24 protein-coding genes are annotated in these 25,068 nt (G+C 57.9%); 13 read left to right on the forward strand and 11 right to left on the reverse strand.

The genetic code is table 11. The features are described from left to right. Nucleotides 1-584 precede the first annotated feature (584 nt). The 3 genes from AR456_RS03505 (at nucleotide 585) to AR456_RS03515 (ending at nucleotide 3,710) form a co-directional block, all read left to right on the forward strand. Nucleotides 585-1,493, forward strand: a complete 909-nt coding sequence (locus AR456_RS03505) for a LysR family transcriptional regulator (protein ID WP_021819966.1) — start codon at nucleotides 585-587, stop codon at nucleotides 1,491-1,493. 229 nt (nucleotides 1,494-1,722) lie between these two features. Beyond that, the gene (locus tag AR456_RS03510; RefSeq protein ID WP_021819967.1) at nucleotides 1,723-2,400 is read left to right on the forward strand and encodes a response regulator; all 678 of its coding nucleotides are present in this window, start codon (nucleotides 1,723-1,725) and stop codon (nucleotides 2,398-2,400) included. Continuing rightward, nucleotides 2,397-3,710: a sensor histidine kinase gene (locus AR456_RS03515; RefSeq protein ID WP_021819968.1), complete on the forward strand. Its 1,314-nt coding sequence runs from the start codon at nucleotides 2,397-2,399 to the stop codon at nucleotides 3,708-3,710. The genes AR456_RS03510 and AR456_RS03515 overlap by 4 nt, the downstream gene beginning before the upstream one ends. A 12-nt stretch (nucleotides 3,711-3,722) precedes the next feature. On the opposite strand, the gene dsbG is transcribed toward AR456_RS03515, so the two are convergent. Genes dsbG through dsbD form a run of 3 tightly spaced genes read right to left on the reverse strand, consistent with a single transcriptional unit; the run spans nucleotide 3,723 to nucleotide 7,277 of the window. After that, on the reverse strand, nucleotides 3,723-4,502 hold the full coding sequence (dsbG, locus tag AR456_RS03520) for a thiol:disulfide interchange protein DsbG (protein WP_021819969.1): 780 nt from the start codon (nucleotides 4,500-4,502) through the stop codon (nucleotides 3,723-3,725). 27 nt (nucleotides 4,503-4,529) lie between these two features. Continuing rightward, a complete protein-coding gene (locus tag AR456_RS03525) occupies nucleotides 4,530-5,351 on the reverse strand; it encodes a redoxin family protein (RefSeq protein ID WP_021819970.1) in 822 nt (273 codons plus the stop codon). Nucleotides 5,352-5,354: 3 nt separating this feature from the next. After that, nucleotides 5,355-7,277, reverse strand: a complete 1,923-nt coding sequence (gene dsbD / locus AR456_RS03530; RefSeq protein ID WP_021819971.1) for a protein-disulfide reductase DsbD — start codon at nucleotides 7,275-7,277, stop codon at nucleotides 5,355-5,357. 289 nt (nucleotides 7,278-7,566) lie between these two features. Between dsbD and AR456_RS03535 the strand changes: the two genes are divergently transcribed. The 4 genes from AR456_RS03535 to AR456_RS21445 all read left to right on the forward strand — a co-directional run bounded on the left by AR456_RS03535 (nucleotide 7,567) and on the right by AR456_RS21445 (nucleotide 10,258). Then, nucleotides 7,567-8,787, forward strand: coding sequence for an MFS transporter (locus tag AR456_RS03535; RefSeq protein WP_021819972.1), 1,221 nt, complete (start codon nucleotides 7,567-7,569; stop codon nucleotides 8,785-8,787). An 8-nt stretch (nucleotides 8,788-8,795) separates the two neighbouring features. Beyond that, on the forward strand, nucleotides 8,796-9,182 hold the full coding sequence (locus AR456_RS03540) for an NUDIX domain-containing protein (RefSeq protein ID WP_021819973.1): 387 nt from the start codon (nucleotides 8,796-8,798) through the stop codon (nucleotides 9,180-9,182). A 224-nt stretch (nucleotides 9,183-9,406) separates the two neighbouring features. Continuing rightward, nucleotides 9,407-9,874 (forward strand): bacterioferritin, encoded by a 468-nt coding sequence (bfr, locus tag AR456_RS03545; protein ID WP_021819974.1) that lies wholly within the window; start codon nucleotides 9,407-9,409, stop codon nucleotides 9,872-9,874. 51 nt (nucleotides 9,875-9,925) lie between these two features. Further along, nucleotides 9,926-10,258 (forward strand): hypothetical protein, encoded by a 333-nt coding sequence (locus AR456_RS21445; protein WP_021819975.1) that lies wholly within the window; start codon nucleotides 9,926-9,928, stop codon nucleotides 10,256-10,258. Here AR456_RS21445 and AR456_RS03555 read toward each other — a convergent pair. Together AR456_RS03555 and AR456_RS03560 are read right to left on the reverse strand one after the other, a co-directional pair. Next, nucleotides 10,214-10,792: an AAA family ATPase gene (locus AR456_RS03555; RefSeq protein WP_021819976.1), complete on the reverse strand. Its 579-nt coding sequence runs from the start codon at nucleotides 10,790-10,792 to the stop codon at nucleotides 10,214-10,216. The genes AR456_RS21445 and AR456_RS03555 overlap by 45 nt on opposite strands. Beyond that, nucleotides 10,789-11,082 (reverse strand): hypothetical protein, encoded by a 294-nt coding sequence (locus tag AR456_RS03560; RefSeq protein WP_021819977.1) that lies wholly within the window; start codon nucleotides 11,080-11,082, stop codon nucleotides 10,789-10,791. The genes AR456_RS03555 and AR456_RS03560 overlap by 4 nt, the downstream gene beginning before the upstream one ends. A 154-nt stretch (nucleotides 11,083-11,236) precedes the next feature. Here AR456_RS03560 and AR456_RS03565 point away from each other — a divergent pair, with 154 nt between their 5' ends. After that, nucleotides 11,237-12,016, forward strand: coding sequence for an AraC family transcriptional regulator (locus tag AR456_RS03565; RefSeq protein ID WP_021819978.1), 780 nt, complete (start codon nucleotides 11,237-11,239; stop codon nucleotides 12,014-12,016). A 261-nt stretch (nucleotides 12,017-12,277) separates the two neighbouring features. Here AR456_RS03565 and AR456_RS03570 read toward each other — a convergent pair whose 3' ends face one another. Both AR456_RS03570 and AR456_RS03575 read right to left on the reverse strand, forming a co-directional pair. Beyond that, on the reverse strand, nucleotides 12,278-12,844 hold the full coding sequence (locus tag AR456_RS03570) for a putative glycolipid-binding domain-containing protein (protein ID WP_021819979.1): 567 nt from the start codon (nucleotides 12,842-12,844) through the stop codon (nucleotides 12,278-12,280). 63 nt (nucleotides 12,845-12,907) lie between these two features. Continuing rightward, nucleotides 12,908-13,213 carry a hypothetical protein gene (locus AR456_RS03575; RefSeq protein WP_021819980.1) on the reverse strand — a complete coding sequence of 102 codons (306 nt, stop codon included), beginning with the start codon at nucleotides 13,211-13,213 and terminating at the stop codon, nucleotides 12,908-12,910. A gap of 431 nt (nucleotides 13,214-13,644) precedes the next feature. On the opposite strand from AR456_RS03575, the gene AR456_RS03585 reads away from it, so the two are divergent. Together AR456_RS03585 and AR456_RS03590 are read left to right on the forward strand one after the other, a co-directional pair. Continuing rightward, nucleotides 13,645-14,088: a DUF4399 domain-containing protein gene (locus AR456_RS03585; RefSeq protein WP_051995770.1), complete on the forward strand. Its 444-nt coding sequence runs from the start codon at nucleotides 13,645-13,647 to the stop codon at nucleotides 14,086-14,088. Between the two features lie 47 nt (nucleotides 14,089-14,135). Continuing rightward, entirely contained in the window at nucleotides 14,136-14,897 is a 762-nt protein-coding gene (locus tag AR456_RS03590) for an META domain-containing protein (RefSeq protein WP_081694696.1), read from the forward strand. A 58-nt stretch (nucleotides 14,898-14,955) separates the two neighbouring features. Here the strand turns inward: AR456_RS03590 and AR456_RS03595 are convergent, their stop codons facing one another. Together AR456_RS03595 and AR456_RS03600 are read right to left on the reverse strand one after the other, a co-directional pair. Then, on the reverse strand, nucleotides 14,956-16,113 hold the full coding sequence (locus AR456_RS03595) for a GGDEF domain-containing protein (RefSeq protein ID WP_021819984.1): 1,158 nt from the start codon (nucleotides 16,111-16,113) through the stop codon (nucleotides 14,956-14,958). 470 nt (nucleotides 16,114-16,583) lie between these two features. Next, nucleotides 16,584-17,303: a YebC/PmpR family DNA-binding transcriptional regulator gene (locus tag AR456_RS03600; protein ID WP_021819985.1), complete on the reverse strand. Its 720-nt coding sequence runs from the start codon at nucleotides 17,301-17,303 to the stop codon at nucleotides 16,584-16,586. 688 nt (nucleotides 17,304-17,991) lie between these two features. Here AR456_RS03600 and AR456_RS03605 point away from each other — a divergent pair. Next, a complete protein-coding gene (locus AR456_RS03605; RefSeq protein ID WP_021819986.1) occupies nucleotides 17,992-21,036 on the forward strand; it encodes a bifunctional diguanylate cyclase/phosphodiesterase in 3,045 nt (1,014 codons plus the stop codon). Nucleotides 21,037-21,204: 168 nt separating this feature from the next. Then, the gene (locus AR456_RS03610) at nucleotides 21,205-21,519 is read left to right on the forward strand and encodes an antibiotic biosynthesis monooxygenase family protein (protein WP_031208414.1); all 315 of its coding nucleotides are present in this window, start codon (nucleotides 21,205-21,207) and stop codon (nucleotides 21,517-21,519) included. Between the two features lie 51 nt (nucleotides 21,520-21,570). On the opposite strand, the gene AR456_RS03615 is transcribed toward AR456_RS03610, so the two are convergent. Then, the gene (locus tag AR456_RS03615) at nucleotides 21,571-22,395 is read right to left on the reverse strand and encodes an acyl-CoA thioesterase (RefSeq protein WP_021819988.1); all 825 of its coding nucleotides are present in this window, start codon (nucleotides 22,393-22,395) and stop codon (nucleotides 21,571-21,573) included. Nucleotides 22,396-22,605: 210 nt separating this feature from the next. On the opposite strand from AR456_RS03615, the gene tadA reads away from it, so the two are divergent. Then, nucleotides 22,606-23,064 (forward strand): tRNA adenosine(34) deaminase TadA, encoded by a 459-nt coding sequence (gene tadA, locus AR456_RS03620; RefSeq protein ID WP_021819989.1) that lies wholly within the window; start codon nucleotides 22,606-22,608, stop codon nucleotides 23,062-23,064. Nucleotides 23,065-23,083: 19 nt separating this feature from the next. On the opposite strand, the gene AR456_RS03625 is transcribed toward tadA, so the two are convergent. After that, complete coding sequence (locus tag AR456_RS03625; RefSeq protein WP_021819990.1) at nucleotides 23,084-25,066, reverse strand: diguanylate cyclase; 1,983 nt, start codon at nucleotides 25,064-25,066, stop codon at nucleotides 23,084-23,086. Nucleotides 25,067-25,068: the final 2 nt, after the last annotated feature.

A 25,068-nucleotide genomic window follows, 5' to 3' on the forward strand; every position in this document is an offset into this window, starting at 1 on the left:
TCAGTTGAACTATCTATATTGGACGCTGTGATCAGTCTCGCAGTGGCTACCGGCCGAGTGATCGACAGGGCATGGATGCAGAAGCTGCGCCCAGCAGCTGATGGTTCCGCCACGGCATAGTATTTGGCACGGCATGGTACTCGAGACGGCATAGTACTCGGCACGGCATAGTACTCGGCACGGCATAGTACTCGACACGACATAGTATTTGGCACGGCATCTATTTTCCACGGCATAGTATTCGGCACTTATTGCTGACCCGAAGACGCACCGCCAGCCAGGTCGTAATCGGCCGCTTGATGGCCAGCGTCGCCTCCCTTGTGTTCAGCAGTGTCGAGGTGTCCACTGGATACGCTATCGCCCGAGGCAAAAGGGCTTGCTGAGGGGCATCGGTTCGCCATCGTTTCATATAAGCCAATGGCTGTACGGAAGGATGCTGTATATCCTGGTCAGACAGGGCAGCTAGAATATCAGCGTTTCGTCAGAAGCACCGTCATCAGCAGTCGTTGGATTGGGATGGCAATGCTGTTGGAGGAGTGAATGACCTTTCAGCAGGATATCGTGCGTTGCAGGAGGATGGGGACATGAATATTGTGCAGTTGAAAACCTTTCTGGTGCTGGCGGAATGCCTGAATGTCACCGAAACCTCCGTGCGTATGAACTGCACCCAGCCTGCTGTCAGTGCCAGAATCCGCAATCTCGAGGAAGAGTGCAATGTGCTACTCTTTGACAGGATAGGCAAACGGGTTTACCTGACGAAACAAGGCGCTGTGTTTCGTGATTATGTGAAGAATGCGGTAGATATTCTGCAGACTGCCACTGATCACCTTAAGCAGATGGATGATCCGCTTTCTGGCTGTGTAAAGTTTGGTGCCACCAATTTTATCGGTACGTATTTTTTGCCGCCGTTTCTTGGTTTATATCGCAGGGATTACCCAAACATAAGCTTTGAGGTTAATATCTCTTGTTCGAGTGACATACTCGGAAGATTGGAAGACAATTCGGTTGAATTTGTGGTGCTGTCCGATCAGATATCGATCGATGAGAGTCGCTATCATGTTCAGAATATCTGTGATGACGAGATGATTCTGGTGGTTGCGCCTGACCACCCCCTCGCAGAAAGTCAGCAGTGCACAGTTGATGAGCTGGAAAACTATAACTTTCTCTTGAAGGGAGATGGTTCGTCGACTCATGGGTTTGTCCTGGAAAAGATTCATGCCATGGGCGGGAGGCTGGGCTCGGTAATGCATATCTCCAGTACGGAAGCCATCAAGCAGGGCGTGATGTATGGACTTGGCATATCCTTCCTGTCCAGGTTTACGGTCAGCCACGAAATGGAAACGGCAAGATTGTGTGAAGTACCGCTGGAGTCTGTGTGCTTCAAAAGGAAGATTCGCTTTATCTATCGCGAAGAAAAGCGCCTTTCTGCGCCATCCGAGCGTTTCCTCGCAACGCTGTTGGAGAGCATGATGGCTGAGTCTCCCCGGAAATAGCGAAGAGCAAGGCGGGGCCTTGAGTCGAAGCGGCTTCCGGGCTACGCGAACCATGCTCGCTCTGGTTTCCTGTGCTGTTGGACCGAGCGGGGAGTGGCTGCGTGAATCTCAATGCTGCTGCAGGGCTGGGTGCGACATGAAGGTTGGCGCTCATCCTCGCTTAATCAACGAGGATGATACTGGTCGTCGTCTTTCTGCTGGACGGGTGTGATGTTGTGAGCTTGATGTTATGAGAATACTGCTCGTTGAGGATGATGCACTGGTCGCGGCGGGGATCGAGGCTGGGCTGGCGTTGAGTGACTTCGTGGTTGATGGTGTGACGACACTGGACGCCGCTCGAAGTGCGTTGACGACGATCGATTATGATGCGGTGATCCTCGATCGGCGCCTGCCCGATGGTGATGGACTGACGCTGCTCACTCAGTGGCGGCGTGCCGGAGTTGCCACACCGGTGCTGATGCTTACGGCGAAGGATGCCGTGGCCAGTCGCGTCGAGGGGCTGCAGGGCGGCGCCGATGATTATCTCGTCAAACCCTTCGATCTCGATGAGCTGATTGCGCGGTTGCAGGCCCTGCTGCGCCGGGTTGCGGGCCAGGTGGATCGCGCTATTCATCACGGGCGTATCGCCTTCGATCCGATCGACCGCAGCGTGAGCCTGGATGGCCAGCCCGTGGTGCTGGTGCGCCGCGAGCTGATGCTGCTTGAGGCGTTGATTCGTGCCCGCGGGCGGATTCTGAGTACGGACCAGTTGAAGGACCGCCTGTACGGTATCGACGATGAGGTCGAGAGCAATGCGCTCAATGTGCATATCTACCAACTGCGTCGCAAACTCGGGCGTGATGTGATCGAAACCGTCCGGGGTCTGGGGTATCGCCTCGGCGCTGTCAGCAAGGAACCTTCAGCATGAGCTTGCGCCTGCGACTCGTTGCCACGTTGGGCATCACTCTGGTGCTGTTGTGGGGCGTCATGGCCGCGTGGTTGATGCGCGATGTCTCGACACAGATCGAACGTTCGCTGGATCAGCGCCTGACACAGTCGGCACACATGGTGGCGGGACTGTTGAGGAATGTGCCTGCCTCGGCGCTTGGTGGCGGCGATGCAACACCGGCCATCCCGTCGCCGGAGGGGGTGGCGTGCCGGGTCTCGTCGTTGCGGGGCCAGGTGATTGCCGGGACCCACCCGGAGCTGAACGAGGTGCTCAAGGCCGGTGGCGAGGGCTACAGCTATCGCGATCACAACGGCCAGCGCTGGCGTGTCTATACGCTGATCGATGACGACAAGCGCATCAGTGTGGCGGACAGGGTGCGTGAGCGGGAATCGCTGATGTCTCAGATGCGCCGCGCTGCGCTCTATCCTTTCCTGTTTGCGCTGGTGGGGAGTCTCATTGTCCTGTGGTGGGGCGTGACGCGTGGGCTCTTGCCGTTGTCCCGGCTGCAGCGGCGGCTCTCCGGGCGTGACGATGGCGATCTTTCGCCGTTGCCGGTGTGTGGTCTGCCCAGCGAGGTTCGGCCACTGATCGATGGCTTCAATACATTGTTGGGACGCACCGAGCGCATGCTCGAGATGGAGCAGCGCTTCACCGACGATGCCGCGCATGAATTACGTACCCCGCTGACCGCAATTCGCACCCATCTGCAGATTGCCGGTCGCGTCGAGGGCGACCGACGCCGGCAGGCGATACAGCATGCCGAACTCGGCGTGGAGCGCTTGACCAGAACCCTCGATCAGTTGCTGATGCTGGCGCGGATGGAGAGTGAGGAGGTGGCCCGCGGCAAGCTCGAGCCCGTTACCATCGGCGAGGCACTCGAAGCGGCGATGAACGAGACCGCCAGCAGTGAACGCTGTTGCGTGAACGGCGTGAACACTGAAGTACGTGCCGCGGTTTCGGGGGCGCTGTTGATAACGGCGCTGCGCAACCTGCTCGAGAATGCCATGCGCCATGGTGCGCCCGGTGGCGTGATCGACATCGACATTCATTCGGATGCCGACAGCTTGAGCATCGCGATCGCCAGCCAGGGGGAGACCATTCCACCCGAACGTCTGGCGCGGCTGGCGGAACGCTTTCTGCGTGGCAGCCATCCACAGGGTAGCGGTCTGGGGCTGTCGATTGTCGAAGCCATCGTCACCCGTGCCGGTGGCCGCATGACGATGGTTTCAGGCAATGGCGTCGGGCTGCAGGTGACGCTCCAGTTTCCCGCCACCCTCAGCGTCAGCTGAGGCGTTTACCGCTCAGGGAGCCTCACTGCCGGTGATCGCACGCAATTGATCCGGCCTGGGCGCGCCCATGACGCGGTGAACGCCGTCGTCATCGCGATAGAAGGTCACGGGGGTGGCGTAGAGCTGGGCATCGCGCATCAGTTGCGTGTTCTCGTTGGCCCATTGTTCGCTTTGAGCATTACCCTCATTGTTCGGCATGGCATCGCTGCGATAGTGCTCAGCGATGGCGGCACTCGGATCGTCGGCGGCGAGCAATGCAGCGGCTTTCTGAAGGCTATCTGCCTTGAGAATCCCCACCATCAGATGGCGGACCTGCACCTCTCCGCTTTCCACCCAGGGTTGTATGTCTTCCCAGAACTTACGGCAGTACGGGCAGTTGGGGTCGCTGAAGGTATAGACGATGCGTGGCGCATCGGCATCGCCGTCGCGTACCCAGTGGTGATCGGCCATCTGCTGCCACAGTTGCGTATTCTTCTCGCCGTATACGATCCGTTCCAGGGTCGCCGAGGCTATGTTCTGCCCCTGAGCATCGATCAGCGTACCAAGCACTGCATGCTCACCATCCGGCGTGAGGTAGGCGGCAACCGGCTGGCCATTGATGCTGGCGGCATAGCCCTTGAGTCCACCGGGGGCGTCGAATTCGCCATGAATCGTCACGCCCTCCTGTTCGATCTGCTGGATGGGCGCCGGCCATTCCTGCGCCAGCGCCGGTAGGCTTGCCGCCAGCGTGAGGCCGGCGGTGATCGCGAGGGCGGTCTTGAAGGGTGTGGCTACAGGTTTTCTGGCTTGCATGGTGATCATCTCCTTGGGGAAAGGGCGTCATTGCAGACGTTCGAGGCTGCGATCCAGAGTGGCGCGGGACAGCTCACCGAAGTGGCTGTCGACGAGGTTGCCGTCGGCGTCGTAGTAGAGCGTGGTGGGCATGGCCACGGCACCGACCTGCTGGCCGAAGCTCATGTGCGGGTCTTGATACAGATGCTGGAGCGTGAGCGACTCCCGTTCGAGAAAGGTGGCGATGCTGCTGGCGCTTTCGCCCTGATTGACGAAGACGAAGGTGACGTCATCGAGCTGCTGCTGCGCCTGTTCGAGCATCGGCATCTCGCGGCGACATGGTGGACACCAACTGGCCCACAGGTTGACGACCATCGGTTGCCCGGTTTCCTGCTGCAGGCGCGGCAGGGACACCTCGGCACTGTCGAGCGTGATCAGAGGTGTTGCGGGAAGAGATGCACCGCGTGGCATCATCAGGGTCAGTGCGCCTGCCGTCAGCGACCAGGCCAGGGCCCCCGCGAGCATGGCCATGCCGAGTGGGCGCCGCTCGCAGGGGTGACGCCAGAGGCGCCATCCCAGATAGCTCAGTGCTGCGACCAGCCCGGCAAGAGGCTCGAAGCCGCGGTCACGAATATCGAACCAGGACCACAGCGAGTCATAACTGTCCCAGTAGCAGGCAATGAAGATGATTCGTGCGCTGATGATGCCGATCAGCAGGGCGTTGAACAGGCTGTCGCCGATGCGTATCTTCCGCTTGCGGCCGACCCAGGTACCCACCAACAGGGCGGTGAGCATCGCCAGTACCAGCAGTAACTGGCCGAGGCTCACGCCCATTGAGCCAAGGGCGATACTGCGATCCAACAGATTCATCGATCAGCCCTCCGTCGCTGTGTCGGAGGCCTGTCTGGCCCGGGTGTAGCGCTGCAGGAAGTCCTCGGCACTCAGTTCACCAATGATGCGCTCGCTGCGAACTTCCTCGCCGTCCGGCCCGAACCACATCAGGGTCGGTGGGCCAACCACGCCGAAGTGCTGCATGATCGCCTTGTCATCTGCGTCATAGTCCGTCACGTCAACACTCAGGCGTTGCACATCCTGTAGTTCGGCCTGCACACCAGGGTCGCCGAACACCTCGTGTTTGATGACTTCGCACGAGACACACCACTCGGCGGTGAACTCGACCAGCGTCATCCGGCCATTGCTGGACTGTGGGGCAACGCGGCTCTGCAGTGTGGCGAGGTCATCGATCGTGTCGAACGACAGGGTCTGAGGGGCTGCAGCGCTGGAAGCAGCAATGCCTGGCGTATATACGGCCAACGGACGCAACGGATCATTGCCGCCACCAGCGGCACCGATCAGTACCAGGCTGCTCCACAGTCCGATGACCAGAGCGCTGGCCGTGGCGAGCTGGGAGAGAACTCCGTCTTTGGCGATGCTCCGGGCAAGAAAGCGCAGGGCGACGGCAAGGCCAAGCCCCACTGCGCCCCACAGACCAAGGACGATGGCATCGGGAAGGATGCGGGCGACGAACCAGATTGCCATGCCCAGCAGCACAAAGCCGAAGAAACCTCTGACGCGGGCCATCCAGGCGCCGGGTCTGGGCAACAGGTGTCCACCGACGGTGCCGATCAATACCAGCGGAGCCCCCATGCCCAGGCCCAGAGCCAGCAGTGCGGCGCCACCCAGCCAGGGATCGCCGGTTTCGGCAATGAACAGTAGTCCTCCTGCCAGCGGTGCAGTCATGCAAGGACCAACCAGTACTGCCGATATCACGCCCATCAGCGCGACACCCTTGAGTCGTCCTCCGCGCTGTCGGGCCATCCAGCTATCCAGGCGCTGGCGCAAGGCATTCGGCAGCTCCAGGTTGAATACGCCGAACATCGCCAGGGCGAGAAGCACGAACAGGGCCGAGAACAGGCCGATGAACCAGACATTCTGAAACAGCATCTGCAGGTTGGCGCCGGCCATGGCGGCGGCGACGCCCAGTAGTGCGTAGGTGATGGCCATGGGTAGAACATAGGCGAGCGAAAGCACAAACCCCGTCGTCCATCGCCGCTGCCCTTGCCGCTGCTGCTGTCCCATGATCAGGCTCGACAGGATCGGGATCATCGGCAGCACGCAGGGCGTGAAGGTGAGCAACAGGCCCATGCCGAAGAAGGCTGCCAGCGTCCAGAACCTGTCGCCTTCGGCAAGCTGTGCGGCGAGGCGCTGGTCGTCAGCCAGATTCTCGCCAGCGGAAGCGGGAGCTGTGGTCGCGTTGGCTGTGTTGGTATCTGCTGGGGCGGATGGTGCAGAAGTCTCCGGGCCGGATGCTATGCTGTTCGGTTTGTCGCCGAGACCACTGTTCAAACCGCTGTTGGGATCGCTATCGAGATCGAAGGTGCGTGTCTGCGGTGGGTAACAGAGCCCGGCATCGGCACAGCCCTGCCAGCTCAGCGTGACCTGGTCGCTGCCCTCAAGTTGTGTCGTCATGTTGAGGGCGTAGCGATACACCTCGGAGCGGCCGAAGTATTCGTCCTCGATCACCTCTCCCTCGGGGAGGTCAAGCGTCAGTTGCTGGCCATCGGTCTCGGCATTCAGGCTGTGACGATAGAGGTAGTAACCGGGGGCAATCTCCCAATCGACCGCCAACTGCCGACCGTCCTGGCTCAATGTCGGCTGGAATGCCTGTTCGGGCGACAGGAAGTCCTGCTGCTGCCCGAAGAAGTTCTGGGCCGAGGCAACGCTGACAACGACCAGCGCGCCGATCATCAATGCCGATGACACAAGGCTGCGTTGCCATCTCTGTCTTGCTCGCATTCCTGCTCTCCTGAATAAGCTGACGCGCTAGCGTCGCTCGCCAGGATGAGCTGAAGATGAAGTCGGCATGTCGTTGCGTGGATGATCCGAGGCAACTGTGCGAACCCGCGAAAAAGGGAATAAATTCCTTTCTGGAATGAACTTTATGAAATATATGAATTATTGTTATTCCTGGATTGTTTTTATACTCGAGACTGATCGGCGAGGGCGCTGACGTTTGCGATATGTCGGGCCCTTGCGGAGTTTCTATCGTTTGGGATTTCTATCGCTTCTATCAGCCGAGGCAACGATGACGGAATCGTCAACAGCATGGAAGGTCAATCTGTGGGTGAGTGGCTCGGGGTCGTTCATCAATATCGTCGCCATGACCATCATGTTGCCGTTTCTGCCGCGTTACCTGGAGACGCTGGGCAGCTATTCCGAGGGTGAGACCTATATCTGGTCGAGCCTGATCTATTCCGCGACCTTTATCACTGCTGCCTTGTTCGCGCCGCTGTGGGGGCGGCTGTCGGATCGTTATGGGTGCCGGATCAACCTGATCCGCGCCAGCATCGGCATGTTCATCTGCATGACGCTGATGGGGCTGGCGACCAGTGCCGAACAGATGCTGGTGCTGCGTCTGCTGGTGGGTGTGGCGGGTGGCTATACGTCGGGGGCGACCATCCTGATGATCAGGGAGGCACCCGAGGCTCGGGTCGGGTATGCCCAGGGCGTGTTGTCGGCCTGCATCCTCGCGGGCAGTCTGATGGGACCAGTGCTGGGCGGCTTTCTGTCGGCCTGGGTTGGCATGCGCGAGGCGTTGCTGATTACCGGCGGCATGATTCTGCTCAATGTACTGGCCACGGGACTACTGATCCGCGAAAGCCATGTGCCAGGCTCGGTGACCAGCACCGCCAAGCGTCGTGTGCCGCTGAGCGCTGGGGTGTGGGTGTTGTTGATGGCCACTTCGGGCGTGGTGGTGGCCAACCTGTCCATCAAGCCGATCATCTACAACATCGTCAGTGGGGTTAACCACGCTCCTCTGCAGGCCACGGCGGCGGCGGGTATTGTGTTGTCGGCGACGGCGCTGGGTTGCCTGCTGTCGTCGTTGTGGCTGGGATCACTGGCGGATCGTTATGGTGCCCCACGCGTGGCCATGTATGGCCTGGTGCTTGGTGCATTGCTGATCATTCCCCAGGCATTGGCCACTGATGTGTATGTACTGACCCTGCTGCGCTTTGCCATGGGGTTGGCGTTGGGCGGCGTGTTGCCTTGCCTGAAAGCTGCGCTCAAGCATGCCTATAGCGATGTCGCCAGCCTGGGGCGGGTGATGGGGCTCTCGACATCATTTCAGTATCTCGGCCAGGTGGTCGGACCGCTGACGGGTGGCATTGTGGCAGCCACCTGGGGCAGTGCTCACGTATTCCATGTGACGGCGATAGTGGCATTGGCATGTGCGCTGCTTATTGCTGTTGAGAGGAGCTATTCCCGAAAGTCGCTCGTATCCGAGAAAACAGATAGCTGCTTATAAGGAGGTCCATGTTTCCTGTATCGATAAAAGGAGTATTGTTGTTGCCATCCTCGGAGGTGGTACTGGCTCTCAATGATCGTGACGAGTGGGAGCTACCGGGCGGGCGTATCGAGGTAGGAGAGGGTTCTGAGCTGTGCCTTGCAAGGGAGTTCAGAGAAGAACTCAGCGTAGATGTTGAGGTCAGTGCGATTATCGACACCTATCTGTTCGAGGTGATCCCGGCCAGATATGTGTTCATCGCCACTTACGGTTGCCATCTGATGGGCCACTTCAAGCCACTGGTGAGTCATGAGCACCAGAGAATCGCGACATTCCCGGTCGATGAGTTACCCACGAACCTTCCTGCTGGCTACGCGAAATCCATTCAGGCATGGCGATCCATGTCCTCTGAGTAGGGTATTAGGCTCTGCTAAGCTAGTTCTGGCTTCGCGGTCTAGATTCGCGGTATGAATCACCCAAGTGCTTGTCCAGAAGGGATTCGTCGAGATGGAAATTTAATGCGAATCGTACGCATGGTGTTTTCAACTTATTGAATTTATTGAAAAATTTGATATGTTGATGACTTGGCTATAGGATGTCCATCAAGTTTTTTACCATCCACCTTGATGGAAGCATTCATATGCAAGGCAAGCAGCAGATCATCGATGCCCTGAACGGGCTGCTGGCAGCGGAGCTCGCTGCCATGGACCAGTACTTCATCCATTCCGAAATGTACGCCGACATGGGCCTGAGCAAGCTCTACGAACGCATTGCCCATGAGTTCGATGACGAGAAAGGGCATGCCAAGGTGCTGATCGAACGCATCCTGTTCCTTGAAGGCAAGCCCGATATTCGTGCTCGCACCGAAGTGCGCGTTGGCGAGGACATCGAGGAGATGCTGGGCTTCGATCTGCAGCTCGAATACGAAGTGCGTGACGCTCTGAAAGATGCCATCGCCCTGTGTGAGCAGGAGAAGGACTATCAGACCCGGACCGTGCTGATGCCGTTGCTGACCGATACCGAGGAAGACCATGCCTACTGGCTGGAGCAGCAGCTGCGTCTGATCAAGATGCTGGGCATGCCCAACTACATGCAGGCCCAGATGTAGTTGACCTCGTTTCTAGAGGGCTGAAGACAATGCCGCCATGATGGAAACATCATGGCGGCATTGTTGTTTGAGGCATTGTTGTTTGAGGCATTGTTGTTTGAGGCATTGCTGCATCAAGCGATGGCTGGCCCACTGCATTACGAGATCATGCTCGCCGGCTGGCTGCCCCAGCCTTCACGTCCTCATGAGCGGGTTAATGTCGGCGAGTCATGGTGGAGTAGGCCATCCCGCTGGCGGGTAGCCGCTCGGACGAAGGCGGTGGGGTCCTGGCTCGGTATCCGCCTGGCGTCGCTATGGATCGGGCGCATTCCCGATCGTATTCATGCCGGGGTTTACCTGTTATTGCTGATGGTGGTGCTGGCGGTGATGATCATCAGGCACTGAACCGATTCGGGCCTTCACGAAGGCGGCGCGTTCGCTGACGCTGCTCAGTGGCAGGGGGATCAGTTCGTAATCCAGGCTGGTATAGGTGCTGACCATGGCCTGATAGGTTGCCTCAGCTTCCGTAGCATCCTGCCGACGTTGCTGGTCGTGGGTGAAGATATCCGGCCAGTGAGGAGCGATGAATACCTGCCGATTGTAGCGGTAGCGCTGAGCGGCACGATGGACGTGAGGAGGGACGGGCAGCCCGCATAAGGTCAGGTATCCGATAACGTCCGGTATGCCACGATCAACAATAATAGGGCCTGGCATGGCGCGAGCTTCCCTGTGCGAGCGAAGCTCCCAGCCCAGCATCAGTTGAGCAAATGCCTCGCGATCGGCCCATGGTAGTGCCTGCCCTTCGATACTGACCTGGTCCTGGATGATTGCTCGGCCTGCCTCGGGCATGTATGGCATGCCCTCACGCGCCAGTGCAGCAATCAGACTACTCTTGCCGGAACCTGGGCCGCCAGTAATCACGAAGATATGTTCGCTCATCGCTTGTCCTTGCATGTTGCTGTGTGGTCCAGAGGAGAGAGGGCGTTCTCGACCAGTCGGGCGAGGGTAGCATCGCGAATCGCGAACACCTCGAACAGGCCCAGGGCCTGCAAGGCCGGTAGTAAACCGAGAATGTCGCGTTCGGCGCGGGCGTGTTTTTCGGCATCCGTGGACGCATCGCTCAGGATGCGGGCGTTGGCCAGAAAGGCACCGACGCTGCCCTTGCGGATCGTGACGCCACGGCGTTCGACCTGTTGCTGATCATCGGCAAGAATATCTTCGGCGCGCATGGTGTTTTCTCCTGTGACGGTGATGTGTTGTGGCACTTGTGTTGTGGCACTTGTGTTGTGGCACGGGAATAGCGGTTGTCTTGCTGCATCGTATCTGTCTATCGATGGCGTATGTGCGGTATAAAAGCCATTCAATAACGTTTTGGCGCCATATATGGCTTTCCACTGGATTTCTCTCGACACGGCTTCCTCATCTGATGGCCCGCCACTGGTGGCAGTGGCTGGGCAGTCCAATGCGGTGCGTGACACTGGCCGCCATCGGCATGCGCGAGGTCAGTTACTCGGTGCCCAGAAGGGCCTGTTGTCGGTTGGTGTCGGCAGTGATCGCTGGGTGGTGCCTGCTACCCATGCTGTCTGGGTGCCTCCAGGCATCGATCATGAGCTTCGCTCGCATGGCCCTTTCAATGGCTGGAGTCTGTACGTTGCAGCGGCACATTGTGAGGAGCTTCCCGCTCAAGCCTGTGTTCTGGAGATATCAGGATTGCTGTATGAGGCGACGGCTCGCGCAGCAAGTTGGCAAGGAGGTGGCCTGGGTGATGTGGAGCTGCGGCTGGCGAGCGTGATCCTCGATGAAATTCGCACATCGCCGCAAGCAGAGCTGGGACTACCGATGCCTCATGATGCCCGTTTGCAGAAGATTGCCCAGGCGCTGTCGGATCAGCCCGGTGATACCCGGCATATGGAGGCCTGGGCTGACTGGGTGGGCGTCGCTCCGCGCACACTGACACGTCGCTTCGTTGCCGAGACCGGCTTTACCTTCACCGCGTGGCGGCAACGGGTGCGTCTGTTGAAGGCGTTGGAGTGGCTGGCCGATGGTAGGGCGGTCACTGCTGTTGCTCTGGATCTCGGCCATGACAATGTCAGCGCGTTTATTGCCTTGTTTCGTCGCACTTTTGGCGTTACGCCGGGACATTACCAAAGCCTGATGCGCTGAGGTCGTGGTTATAAATGGATCGACGGCTGTACATGCTACGAGTGTGAGGAAAGTCCGTCGGGTCCCTCTATTCAGACCGATGAAGTGCAGGAGATCTCGGTGCCTGGCGTCTTCGCCTGCGGTGATGCGGCGTGCATGGCCGGCAACGTAACTCTCGCCGTGGGTGATGGTGCCCAGACGAGGATCTCCGCACATCGTCGACTGGTAGTTGCCTGATCAGCAAGCAGGTGCGCATGCGGTGCAGCCATTCCAGTAGCTTTATCATGGCACGGCCTCGAAGAGTCCTTCATAACGGGTGACGAGGCCATCATTATCCAGCTGCAACCTGGCCTCGAATCCGCAGGCGATACCTTCATCAATATAGCGCCAATTGCCCTTTCTCAAGTATTGATAGCGTTGACGGGAAGGCTGAATGTCCAGCGTATCGGCATCAATGAACAGGGCTGTGATTGCTGCACTGTCGCGTAGTTGGGGAATTAGGTGCGGAATTAGTTGAGGAATCAGTTGCTGAATGGCAACCGAGTTGCAGAATGGTGATACCGACAGGTCAATTTCCTCGCATGACGCCAGTTCCCTGCGGTGGCAACCATTGATCCACCAGCCATCAGCATGACGCTCGATATGCAACTGCTGTGAGGATGGTCGCAGCCGCTGCAAACTCAGATGTCGGGTACGCCATTGACGATCAAGGTGCCACTGATAACAGAGCGTAAGCGGACTCTTGCCAAAAGTGGCAACGGTTGAGGTAGCACGATATCCCCGGATGCTTCGTTCCAGTTCGAGAGTCTCGAGGCCGGGCTCATCCAGTCGACGCCATCGATAGATCATGATCGATCCTGTGGTCAGCCCCTGACGTTGGACATCAAGGGCTGGCCAGCTTTCGCGACTCAGTCAGGATTCACTGTCGAAAAGTTCGGATTTGGCTTCACGCATGACATCTTCACAAGCCGCCTGTTGGGCGAGAGTTGTCATCAGTCCCTGGGATAGGGTGAAGCCCTTGGCCAGGCAGGTATCTATTTCATCCCGGCTGAGGTCAGGTTGTACGTTGAGCGCTAGTGCCAGAGTACGAGTATTACCATCGAGCCGATCGGCCAGACTGCGAAGGTACCATGCCAGACGTTCCTGCCAGCGTGCTGTAGAAGGCGCACTTTCGCTGACATTGAGTGTGCAGCGCCATTGAGGTCTGTAAACCTTCATGGGACTTCCCTCCATTGGTCTCGCGTGGTGTGTAGTATCCTCGTTGTGCTCGGGTGTGATGCCCTGTGGTTCATGGTGTTGCTGATGTGCATGGGACAGCCCACGACATCTCTACTCATACATGTCCAGCGCGGCAGGCAGCCCTCGAAAGTGGGGGGAAAGAGCCATGCCGTTACTGGGATATATATGCACGGAGCCGATACAAAATACAAGTTGCTATCGGTCGAAACTCCCCTGGTAAAGCGCCTCCTGGTAGAGCGTAGCCTGTTCCTGGCCAGGGAAGGGTTTGAAGTGTAGCTGATCTCGTTGACTCAGGCCGCGGGTGAAAGAAGAGGCGTTGCTCTTGCCTGTGCGTCCATCTCTGTTGTTACACTCAAGGTCCGTTGCGCTGGCTGGCGCAGTGAACTCATGGCTCATATGGAGGTGCCATCATGACGTTGACCACAAGGATAATTCCGGTGTTGCTGGGTGCTGCGCTGACATTGCCCGCCGTGACACAAGCGGCAGATCTGGAGCGCCTGTCGGCTCCCGAGGAAGCTCGGGTGTATTTCATCTCGCCTGAAGATGGCGATACCGTTTCGAGTCCAGTGACTGTGCGCATGGGGCTTGAAGGCATGGGTGTCGCACCAGCAGGTGCCGAAATCGGTGAAACCGGGCACCACCACTTGTTGATTGATACCGCACTGGATGAAGTCGACCTGTCGGCACCATTACCGGCGACTGACAACATGGTCCACTTTGGCGGCGGGCAGACCGAAACCAGCATTGAGCTGGAGCCGGGCGAGCACCAGTTGCAGTTGCTGTTCAATGACTACCGACATGTCAGTTTTGATCCGCCGCTGGCATCAGACGTCATCACAATTACCGTGGAATAGATGGCTGCGTCAGGTGTTGGCTGGGCCAGCGGATCAAGAGCAACAGGATGAAAGGGATGATTCGGCTGGCCGGCCTGGCGGTGGTTTTGCCATTGCTGGCAGGTTGTATGCCTGGTTCGAGCGAAGGCGACGATAGCGCTCTGGGTCAGCTTCCTGCCAGCTTTCGCGGTCATTTTCCGTGCGAGGATTGCAAGGAGATACGCGAAGAGTTGGCGCTGTTCGATGACGGCGCCTTGTTGCTGAAGCGTGTCTATCTCGGGCCGGGAGAGACCCGGCGTGATGTTATTCGAGGGAGCTGGCAATCACGCCATGCACGCCAGTTGTCGTTGCTCAATGAACATGGTGAAGAGGTCGCTCGTTGGCAGCTTGCCGACAACGGCGATCTGGTAATGAACTCGTCTGCGCAGGACAAGGATGAGTCACGTCTGGCGCGGTTACCGCAGTATGTTGGTGAACCGCTGGAAGATCGCTATTGGCGTGTGCTGGAGATTGATGGCCAGCCAGTGGATGTCAGCGATGCATTCACGCGCGAACCCCACCTGGTATTGCATTCCAGTGAGTTACGTATCGCCGGCAGCAACGGCTGTAACCCTCTGATGGGCAGCTATCGGCTGAGTGACGGGCAGCATATCGATTTCGAGCAGATGGCTTCGACACGCGGTGCCTGTGCACCGGATGTGATGGCGGTGGCTGAGGCGTTCGAGAAGGTACTGCTTGCCACAGCCAGCTGGCGGATACTGGCGGACCATCTTGAACTGCATAACGATGCCGGCGAGGTACTGGCCAGCTTCGAGGTTGTCCACCTGTAGTTCGACACTGGTCGTTACCGGGGATGGTTGTGGCCCTGGATGACGGGTGGCCAGGAGTTCATGGATGCTGGTCCTGCTGGTGGTCGCCATCCTCGAACATGTCATCCTGATGTCCGTATTCAGCCTGCCCTCGCCTTGATTCAACATGCTGGCAGATAATGCGATCACGCCCTTCGGCCTTGGCGCGATACAGCAGGTGATCGGCACGATTGATGACCACATCATAGGGAATGCCGGGTGGCAGGTTGGTGACCCCCATGCTTATGGTCAGCGGGATCTGCTCTCCGTGGTGCTGTGTGGGATTATCATGCAGGTACTGTCGGAAGCTCTCCATGACCGGCATGATCTTCTTGACGCTGGTTCCGGGAAAGATCAGCAGAAACTCCTCTCCTCCCCAACGACAGAGCACATCCGAGCTGCGAAAGTGCCTGGTCAACATGTCTGATATTTGAACCAGACAGGCATCGCCGACCTTGTGTCCGTAGCGGTCATTGATTTGCTTGAAATGATCGATGTCCAACAGCGCGATGCTGCATGGCGATTTGTTGCGCTGTTGCTGTATGGAAACCTGGCGCAGGTAGTCACTGGAAAAACGGCGATTGAACAGTCCGGTCAGCGAATCACGGGTTGCCATAGTGGTCAGGCTGCGTTCCTGCATCTCGTAGACACAGCGCACCAGCATGGCGAACAGAACCATTGCTGATAACGCCACACTGAGATTGAGTGTGGCGGCAATGGAAGGCAGGTTGGAGCCGCTGGGAAGTGGTAGTAGCGAGTCCGGTAGGCGCTCGAGTGCCAGAAATTCCAGCATGCCCAGAAAGCCGATCAGCAGCGACCGCCACTTGGGCATGTTCGGGCTCAGGGTAACCAGACAGGAAAGTGGCAACAGGTAGTAGTGGAAACCGGCAGCAGTGCCCAACGTGACAGTGACGATGCCTGCATGGGTATAGGCCTCGATGCTGATCAGATAGATAGCCTGGTTATGGTTGCCTCGGAGGTTGGCCAGCAGCGCACCCAGCCACATGAGTACCCCGCCAACATTGAGCCAGGCAAGGCCTGGGTGGTCATAGGCGAGGAACAGGAAGATGAAACAGAGATGGGCGATGGCGCCGATCACACTCGCCCAATGGATCAGGAAGAACTTGCGATAGTTCTGACTGTGGACCCGGTGTGGCTTACCTTGGGAAATATGGGCAGTAAATGAAGGCTCTCGCATGCATGGTCGCTCCGGTGGTGACTGGCCCTGTTTCGATCCGTCAGGAGGAGTACGCTCCTCGGGCGATACAGACTTCATGCCATGGCACTGATTCCATGAGCCGAGTATCAAGGTTAGATAATATACATCAAGTATAGGAACAGTCGGTCGACATCAGAAACTCAGCAGGGCAGGCGTTGCCGGGGGAACCGCCGATATCATGCAAGCGGTGCAACTCGATGCGGACGCTATCGAGAAAATGCTCAGTTGCACAGTCGGTTGTTTACGGAAGACCATGTGGATTACGGGAGAACTAGTTGATTACGGAAGAACTAGTTGATTACGGAAGAATGGGTGGTCAACTGAAAAATTGAGTGGAAGACGGCAGGTGCGGATTCTGCGCCTGTATGGCAGCAAACCACCAGTCCAGAGTCTGCCCGGGGCCGATCATCGGACAACCGGGCAGGGGCGCATTTCTGTTGATCTCTTGATCAGGACAGTTCGGCGCTATGGTAAACGTTCTGTACATCGTCCAGTTCGTTGAGCATGTCCAGCAGCTTCTCGAACAGCGCGATATCATCGCCTTCGACAGGCGTTGTTGCTTGAGGAAGGTATTGGATTTCCTCGATCTCGAGGTCGATATCGCTGAAAGCATCGTGCAGTGCCTGACGCGTTTTGGCGAAGTCGGTCGGCGGAGCAAAGACGGTAATCTGACCATTTTCGCTTTCGATGTCGGTGACATCAACTTCCGCTTCCATCAAGGCTTCCAGTACTGCTTCCTCATCTTCACCGGCGAAGGCAAAAATCGCGAGGTGGTCGAACATGTGGCTGACACTTCCGGGAGTGCCGATCTTGCTCTTGGTCTTGGTAAAGCAGGCTCGTACATCGCCGAAGGTGCGGTTGGGGTTATCGGTCAAGCACTCAACGATCACCATGGCGTTACCGGGGCCAAAACCCTCGTAGCGTGCTGCGGCATAGTCTTCACCGCCAACACCCGCGGCTTTCTCCAGCGCCTTTTCGATCACGTGAGAGGGAACTTGATCCTTCTTGGCACGATCCAGCAGACCACGCAGGGAAAGGTTGCCGTTGGGATCGCTCCCGCCTGCTTTGGCGCAGACATAGATCTCGCGACCGTATTTGCTGTACACCTTGGTCTTGGCGGCGGCCGTCTTGGCCATGGATTCCTTGCGGTTCTGGAAGGCCCTACCCATTGCATCATCCTGTAGCGTAGAAACACGAGACAGAATTCTACGAAACACAGCCGGGAGCGAACAGCGTTATTTCCTTCCAGTCCCCGGAAAATGCCGCTGATATCGACGAAAGTGTGACCTCCGGGGGGGATTTCTCTATCGAGAGCTCAGTCTCTTCTGCCGCTTGTACGTCGCCGGGCGGCCCCAAGCTGGCCGTGCCGATATTGATCGGCAGCAATCCTGTGTTGGAATGGTAAGGTAAGCTTGGGCTCTTCTTCGCTGTATTGTCTGTGGGAGCTGTCTGTGGAAGCTGCCTGTGGGACGGCGGTCTCCGCTATGTTGTGAAGAAACCTTCAGGAAGGATGCAGGAACGATAGGCGCGATGGGTGTTATCCGGCACCTGGATCTCGGGGAGAGCCGAAAGACCACTGTCGTTGGGCGTTGCTTATAGTGCTCGTCGCTCTCAAGGCTCATTGTTCTCGAACGAGCGTGGGAAATGACCGATTCATGGTGTCGCCGCAGACATGGCTGGGTGATGGCAATATCGTGGTGTGGAAACTGTCGGAAGTAGCGCTTCTGAAAAAAAACGCCTGGAGTCGATGTAGGTCAACATATGAAGTATGTATATAGCTACTTCGCTCGGTAACCGGTTTCGGAGAAGGCGATGACTATCTTGCTGAGTCATTTGGGCTGCCCATGAGGAGTCGCTATGCCCACAGGCAATAACACGACTACCTCGATATCGAGGCGATATCGGCAGGCTGTTCTGTTGTATGGGCTATCGCTGTTGTTGCTGGTCGTGGGGCTCTCCTGGGTTATTCGTGCCCAGTACCTGGCCGAACTGCAGGCTGCCGAGCAGCGCCTCAGTGCCAAATCGGCGTTGATGGTTGAACTGATCGAGAGCACCTTTTCCACCAGCAGTCAGTCTCTGCTTGGGCTGGCCGATATGTTGGACTCCACTGCTGGCGGCCCATTGCCGGGGCATGCGGCACTTAGTGAGCTATTGAACAAGCGCAATAGCACGCTGCCCTACATTGACGATCTGATCATCACCGATTTAACCGGCCGCATCGTGGCGCGTTCGGCGCCTCGGCTCGGCCAACCGCTGTCGATACACCAGTTCGATATCTATCGGAACCTGCAGCGGGCTGAGGATGGATTCGTGGTATCACCGGTTTACTGGGCCAGTAGTGCCGAAGGCTATCGTATATTGATTGCGCGTTGGCTGAAGGATGGTAGCGGCCAGATCAGGGCCGCGGGCCTGGCGCGCCTGACTCCGGTGATGCTGAGTAACCTGCTGGGTGAGCTGGATCTGGTCGATGGTGAAAGTATCGCCATCGTCGATGAAAAGGCGCAACTGGTTGCGCGCCTCCCCGAGTCAAACTTCGCGCTGGGCGACGTGATCAATGGTCCAGATACCGCGCTCTACGTGAATGAAGAAGCCGCCACGACCCGTTTTATGGAGTATTCGCCGATTGACGGGGATCTGCGTTTGTATGTCTCCATGCGAGCCGGAAACCTGCCTCTGTGGGTGGTGCTGGGGCAGGGCATCCATGAATTGGTGATGGGCCTGGTGATACGCCTGTGGCCTCTGGTGTTTACAGGCCTGCTGCTGGCACTGATGGGGATGATATTGCTGCGGCATCTGTTTGCACAATGGCGTATAGAGCAGGCACTGCGTAGTGAAGTGGTTGAACGACAGAGGGCCGAGCAGGAGGCGCAGAGCGGTGAGGCGCATTTGCAGACATTGATGAACTCGATGCAGGATTTGATCCTTGTTCTGACTGTCGAGGGCCGTTTCACCTACGTCCACGCTGGCAATGAGTCACAGTTGTTGGCGCCTCCCGCCGAAATGATCGGCATGCACTATTCTGATCTGCTTCCTGAACATATCTGTGAACGTGTCGATGCGACTTTTCGGCAGGTATTGCAGGCAGGTTCACCACAGCGCGTCGACTATCGTCTCGAATTCGATGAGTCTCCAGCCTGGTTCTCCGCATTGTTGAGTCCAGTGCTCGATTCCGAGGGGAAAATCGATGCGGTGCTGGTCGTTGTCCGTGATGTTACCGAAGACCGCGACCAACAGGTTCAATTGAGCATTGCTGCCACCGCTTTCGAAACTCATCTCGGCATGATGATCACCGATGAGCATGGCGTCATTCTCAAGGTCAACCGAACGTTTACAGAAATTACCGGGTACAGCGAAGATGAAGTACGAGGGCGGAACCCACGTATGCTCAGCGCAGGTCGGCACGACGGCGATTTCTACCGACGGCTATGGGAGCAGGTCAGTCGTCATGGCTCATGGCAGGGGGAAATCTGGAATCGTCGCAAGAATAATCAGGTCTATCCGCAGTGGCTGACGATCAGTGCTGTGCGCGATGCCAACGACAACCTTACCCACTACGTTGGCACTCTCAGCGACATCACTGAACGCAAGGCCGCAGAGCGCGAAATCCACCAGCTTGCCTTCTATGATCCGCTTACCGGGCTACCCAATCGGCGTCTAATGCTCAACCGTCTCGAGGAAGCGCTCGCGAGCGGTGAGCAAAAAGAACAGTACGGCGCCATGCTGTTCCTTGATGTGGACAACTTCAAGCAGATCAACGACAGCCTTGGCCATCATGGCGGTGACGATATCCTGCAGGCTGCTGCGGAGCGTATGGAGTCCGTCTTGCGTGACGGTGATACGTTGGCCCGGCTGGGAGGCGATGAATTTGTTGCTGTGCTGCGTGATTGCGGCAGAGACCCACGCGCTGTGGTGGAAGTTGTGCAGGATATTGCCCAGCAGATGCTGGGAGCGTTGGGCATGCCCTTTGTTCGCCATCAACAGCCCCTACTCCTGACCGCGAGTATCGGTATTACGCTGTTCCATGGCCGAACCTCGACAGATGAGCTGCTGCGTCAGGCAGACATGGCACTTTTTCAGGCCAAGTCACTCGGTACCAACCAGGTGTGTTTCTTTGATCCAGAGCTTCAGGCACGCCTGCAAGAGCGTACCCAGTTGGAAAACGATCTTGGTCAGGCATTGGAGGAGCGACAGCTGTTCCTGGTCTATCAATGTCAGGTCGATGAACATGGCGATACCGTCGGCGCTGAAGCATTACTGCGTTGGCGACACCCTGAGCGTGGTCTGGTGTCTCCGGCGGAGTTCATACCTCTGGCGGAGTCGCGTCAGCTGATTCACAAGATCGGCCTCTGGGTGATCGAGTCGGCTTGTGAGGTGCTGGTTAAATGGGCACAGCAACCAGCGCTTGCTGACCTGACGTTGTCGGTCAATGTCAGCCCTCTCCAGTTCCAGGCGCTGGCTTTTGTCGATCAGGTACGGGAGATTCTGAGCCGGACTCGGGCACCTGCGCATCGGCTCAAGCTGGAAGTGACCGAATCGCTGTTTGTCGATGATCGCGATGACATCTGCCTGATGATGGAGGAACTGAAGAACCTCGGCGTCACCTTCTCACTCGACGACTTCGGTACCGGGTACTCTTCGTTGGCGTACCTGAAACGGCTGCCTCTGGATCAACTCAAGATCGACCAATCCTTTGTGCGTGACCTGCTCGAGAGCTCGACCAGCTCAGCTATCGTCGCCAGTACCATCGCCCTGGCGCATAGTCTTGATCTGGATGTGATTGCTGAAGGCGTGGAACGAGAAGACCAGCGTGCCTGGTTGCTGGAGCATGGTTGCCGACGCTTTCAGGGCTATCTATTCGGCACACCAGCAACCCTCGATGAAGGTGACCTTATCCAGCGCTGAGCCGGGTAGTTACGAGCAGCTCGAGTTGGAAGTCGGAAGATTCGAGCATGACAGCCAGTGGAGGAGCATTGACTGATGTCGCAGGACAGGCTTGAGGAGAGCACTGTAGAGGAGAGTGCTGTAGAGAAGAGCTCGGAAGGGGAGAGTTCTGCATCAGTGGCCGATGGGCTGGCCCGAACACCGCAGCCACCTTATTACGCGGTGATCTTTACGTCGCTCAAGGCCGAATACGGTCACGGCTATGCTGAGATGGCAGAGCGTATGCTGGAGCTGGCAGCCCAACAGCCGGGATTTCTCGGCGTGGAATCGGCTCGGGAGCAGCTGGGGATCACCGTTTCCTACTGGGCCAGCCGCGAAGCGATTGCTGCCTGGAAGGCCAATATCGAACATCGCGAAGCGCAACGCCTTGGTCGCGAACGCTGGTACAGCGCCTTTCGTACCCGCATCTGCCGGGTCGAACGTGAGTATGGCATGAGCGGGTAGCGGATGGCCGGGAGAGTCCGGCCAACCGGGATTGAGGCTAGTGGTGTGCGTTCAGTCGGCTGCCGGGCGGTTGCGCAGGCGAGTCAGGCCTTCCTGAGCACTGGAGGCGACCAACTGACCCTGGCGGTTGTAGATGCTGCCGCGTGCCAGGCCACGGGCGCCACCCGCCCAGGGACTATCCATGTCGTACAGCAGCCAGTCGTTGACGGTGACGTCATGATGGAACCACAGCGAATGGTCGAGACTGGCGATCTGCAGTTGCGGGTCGCCGAAGCGAATGCCGTGTGGTACCAGTGACGTTGTCAGTAGATTGAAGTCTGAACTGTAGGCCAGCAGATAGCGGTGTAGAGCCGGATGGTCGGGGAGTTCGCCATTGAGTCGGAACCAGAGGCGCTTGCGGGCAGGTTGTCCAGGCTCGGCGCTGTCCTCAAGGTGCAGAAATTCGATGGGATGACCAGCAAAGCGACGAATCAGGCTTTCATCATCCAGCGCTTCCGGCATCTCCAGCTCGGGCATTTGTGCTTGATGGGCGAAGCCGTCCTCTTGCCCATGGAAGGAAGCGCTACAGAAGAAGATCGGGCGGCCTTTCTGGATGGCGGTGATGCGACGGGTGGTGAAGCTGCCGCCATCACGCACGCGATCGACTTGATAGACCACCGGCATGCTGGCGTCGCCGGGGCGCAGAAAATAACCGTGCAGCGAGTGAACCTGGCGCTGTTCCGGAACGGTCTGGGTCGCGGCTGACAACGCTTGCCCCAGCACCTGACCACCAAACAACTGAGGTAGCCCCAGATCCTGGCTGCGGCCTCTGAACAGGTTTTCCTCGAGCATTTCCAGGCCGAGTAGATCGACCAACCCGTTGAGGGCGTCCGACATTGGGGTATCCTCCTGGTGGGGTATCTGTCAGGTTCGCACGATATCTTGAGCATGGCTTCCGTGTGTCATGCCGGCCGGTGGCTGGATGAGGCACAGTGTTGCTCAACCACGGATGGGTGCAACATATCGGTAGCATTGCCTACCAGGCTATCATACGGACGTTTCAGTCATTATACGTGGGTTTCAACACTTGCTGGGGAGTCGTCAACCTTGCGCAGCGATGAATTCTATATGCACCGCGCGTTGGAGCTTGCCCAACAGGCGGCCGACGCCGGTGAAGTGCCGGTCGGTGCAATAGTGGTGGATGCAGCCGGTGAGATCATCGGCCAGGGCATCAATGCACCGATTGCGCAGAATGATCCCAGCGCTCATGCCGAGGTCCAGGCCTTGCGCGATGCCGGCTCGCGTCTCGGCAATTATCGTCTCGAGCAATGCACGCTGTTTGTCACCCTTGAGCCCTGCATGATGTGCAGTGGTGCGATCGTTCACGCTCGGCTCAAGCGGGTCGTCTATGGTGCGGCAGAGCCTCGGACCGGCATGGTGGAATCGAAGGCCAACCTGCTTGCACAGCCATGGCATTTTCATCAGGTTGAAGTATGTGGAGGTGTGCTTGCCAGTCGGGCCTCGCGATTGCTCAAGAACTTCTTTGCCGAGCGGCGACAGGGATAGATAAGGCTCGCTGATCTGATCAGTGACTTGAAGCGAGGTCGTCCGTGGCCAGCTCCACCCGGTTGCGGCCATTGCGTTTGGCTTCGTAGAGGGCCAGGTCGGCCTGATGGAGCAGGTCTGCGACCACCAGAGTTCCGCTCTTGTACACTGCCACCCCGATGCTGATGGTAATTGGGCGGCCATCGGCGTGTTCGAGCCCCGAGTTGAACACACCTTCACGCAACAGCTCGGCGATTGCCAAGCCTCGGTCCTGATTGGTATTCGGCAGCATCACTACGAATTCTTCTCCACCATAGCGTGCAAACATGCCATCCCCCGGCGTCAATTGCTGCCCCAGTTTGGCGAGGTGGACCAGGGCGTGATCGCCCGCCTGGTGGCCCAACTGGTCATTGACCGACTTGAAATGGTCGATGTCGCACAGCAATACACACAGGGGAGTCTGTTCGGCGTAGGCTTCGATAGTGTTCATGAAGTGGCGGCGATTCGGGGCGCCGGTCAGTTCATCGTGGCGTGCCAACCATTCGACTTCGCTCTGCAACTGAGTACGTTTGCGTACCTCGCGGCGCAGCTCCTCATTGGAGCGGTTTACAGAGCGGTGCTGCAGGGCCATCTGGTGGCGGCCGAACAGCACCAGGTAGAGGAGGTAAGCGAGCACCAGGCCAACCGTGAGGCTCACAGAAGGCTGCCGGGAACGCTCGCTCAACAGCAGTTCGCGATTCGGCTGAGCGATAAGAGTGAGGGTGGTATGGCCGAATACCACGTCACTTTCCACTCGCCAGGGACCTGGCTGACCGAGTACCTGCCACTCCTTGAGTGGCTCATCATCATTCCACAGCCCCAGATAGAGGCGCTGCTTATCAAAAAGTCCTTCATGATAGAGGGTGTCCGCCATCAGCGGCAGACCGACAACCATCGCCGCAACCCCCATCGGAGAGCCGTCCTGATAGGAGTTGATTGGCAGGTAATAGATCAGACCAGGAACGTTCTGCAGTAACGGCATGACGCCTGTCTGCTCTTCGGAGCGTTGTTCGAGGGCGCGTTGCAGCACCTCGATATTGGGTCGCTGTGTTTCCAGCACCTTCATGCCGACAAGGCCCATGTTGGCGGGATCCTGTGGATAGACATAGGATATTTCACCACTCTGCGTGACATAGCTGATGTTGAGAAAGTAGCGGAAATCCCGGTAGTAGCGCTCGGCCTGAGTGCTCCACTCACGCTCCTGTGGGGGGCGTCCGAGAATGCCCCAGAAATCGGCAAAACGTCGCATGGCGGTCAGGTGGGCATGGACCTCGGTACTGAGGCGCTCAGCCATGCGCTGGTAGCGGACATCGACGCTCTGGCGCAGCTTGGCGTCAGCGAGACTGCTCTGTTGGTACCAGAAGGCGATGGTCAGCACAGCGAGGATGGCGGAGGGCCACAGGGCGCGAGTCAAACTGCTGCGAGTGTGTCGCCATCCCTGGACGACGCCGATGAATTGGGCCAGCAGCAATAGTGCAATCAACGATACGGTATAGGTGCTGCCACTGCGGACCAGGGGCGCAAAGCCATTGCCGGTTACTTGCAGGCCGACATTGGTCAGCAGGAGCAACGCGGCCAGCGTCTGTAGGAGTGGGGCTCCGAGGTTGGCGCGGGTGCGTGCCAACAGACTTAGCGTCAGCGTGATCAGCGCGGCCAGTTCGAGTCCGGGAGGGCGCCAGTCGTCGATATTACTGCCCGATATCAACTGCTCTGCCCAGAGGTTGAATGAGGATACGGAAATCCAGTGCTCGGGAATCAGATAGCTGGCGAGCATGATGCCAAGCACCAACAGCAGTGGCAGCGTAGTTACCAGTGACAGACGTGTACCACGCCCGTACCACAGGACCTGACACAAGGCGAGCGCAAAGCTGGTGATCCAACTGGCATGGAATCCCTGATACTTGATGGAAACGGGCTCGATGACGAGGCCCATAAAGGCAAGTAGTGTAGAGAGCAGACTGATTAGAAAAGCGGCTCGAATCATCC

Origin of the sequence: Halomonas huangheensis (genome assembly GCF_001431725.1) — a bacterium.
Lineage (GTDB): Bacteria > Pseudomonadota > Gammaproteobacteria > Pseudomonadales > Halomonadaceae > Halomonas > Halomonas huangheensis.

Bases quoted from the DNA above. Each gene is read 5' to 3' on its own strand.
- AR456_RS03605 (WP_021819986.1), top strand. From the start codon at position 17,992: ATGCCCACAGGCAATAACACGACTACCTCGATATCGAGGCGATATCGG.
- AR456_RS03570 (WP_021819979.1), bottom strand. From the start codon at position 12,844: ATGATCTATCGATGGCGTCGACTGGATGAGCCCGGCCTCGAGACTCTC.
- AR456_RS21445 (WP_021819975.1), top strand. From the start codon at position 9,926: ATGGCGGCATTGTTGTTTGAGGCATTGTTGTTTGAGGCATTGTTGTTT.
- dsbG (WP_021819969.1), bottom strand. From the start codon at position 4,502: ATGCAAGCCAGAAAACCTGTAGCCACACCCTTCAAGACCGCCCTCGCG.
- AR456_RS03600 (WP_021819985.1), bottom strand. From the start codon at position 17,303: ATGGGTAGGGCCTTCCAGAACCGCAAGGAATCCATGGCCAAGACGGCC.
- AR456_RS03560 (WP_021819977.1), bottom strand. From the start codon at position 11,082: ATGCGCGCCGAAGATATTCTTGCCGATGATCAGCAACAGGTCGAACGC.
- AR456_RS03585 (WP_051995770.1), top strand. From the start codon at position 13,645: ATGACGTTGACCACAAGGATAATTCCGGTGTTGCTGGGTGCTGCGCTG.
- dsbD (WP_021819971.1), bottom strand. From the start codon at position 7,277: ATGCGAGCAAGACAGAGATGGCAACGCAGCCTTGTGTCATCGGCATTG.
- AR456_RS03510 (WP_021819967.1), top strand. From the start codon at position 1,723: ATGAGAATACTGCTCGTTGAGGATGATGCACTGGTCGCGGCGGGGATC.
- AR456_RS03525 (WP_021819970.1), bottom strand. From the start codon at position 5,351: ATGAATCTGTTGGATCGCAGTATCGCCCTTGGCTCAATGGGCGTGAGC.
- AR456_RS03615 (WP_021819988.1), bottom strand. From the start codon at position 22,395: ATGTCGGACGCCCTCAACGGGTTGGTCGATCTACTCGGCCTGGAAATG.
- AR456_RS03590 (WP_081694696.1), top strand. From the start codon at position 14,136: ATGAAAGGGATGATTCGGCTGGCCGGCCTGGCGGTGGTTTTGCCATTG.
- AR456_RS03515 (WP_021819968.1), top strand. From the start codon at position 2,397: ATGAGCTTGCGCCTGCGACTCGTTGCCACGTTGGGCATCACTCTGGTG.
- AR456_RS03505 (WP_021819966.1), top strand. From the start codon at position 585: ATGAATATTGTGCAGTTGAAAACCTTTCTGGTGCTGGCGGAATGCCTG.
- AR456_RS03535 (WP_021819972.1), top strand. From the start codon at position 7,567: ATGACGGAATCGTCAACAGCATGGAAGGTCAATCTGTGGGTGAGTGGC.
- bfr (WP_021819974.1), top strand. From the start codon at position 9,407: ATGCAAGGCAAGCAGCAGATCATCGATGCCCTGAACGGGCTGCTGGCA.
- AR456_RS03565 (WP_021819978.1), top strand. From the start codon at position 11,237: ATGGCTTTCCACTGGATTTCTCTCGACACGGCTTCCTCATCTGATGGC.
- AR456_RS03575 (WP_021819980.1), bottom strand. From the start codon at position 13,213: ATGAAGGTTTACAGACCTCAATGGCGCTGCACACTCAATGTCAGCGAA.
- AR456_RS03595 (WP_021819984.1), bottom strand. From the start codon at position 16,113: ATGCGAGAGCCTTCATTTACTGCCCATATTTCCCAAGGTAAGCCACAC.
- AR456_RS03625 (WP_021819990.1), bottom strand. From the start codon at position 25,066: ATGATTCGAGCCGCTTTTCTAATCAGTCTGCTCTCTACACTACTTGCC.
- AR456_RS03540 (WP_021819973.1), top strand. From the start codon at position 8,796: ATGTTTCCTGTATCGATAAAAGGAGTATTGTTGTTGCCATCCTCGGAG.
- AR456_RS03555 (WP_021819976.1), bottom strand. From the start codon at position 10,792: ATGAGCGAACATATCTTCGTGATTACTGGCGGCCCAGGTTCCGGCAAG.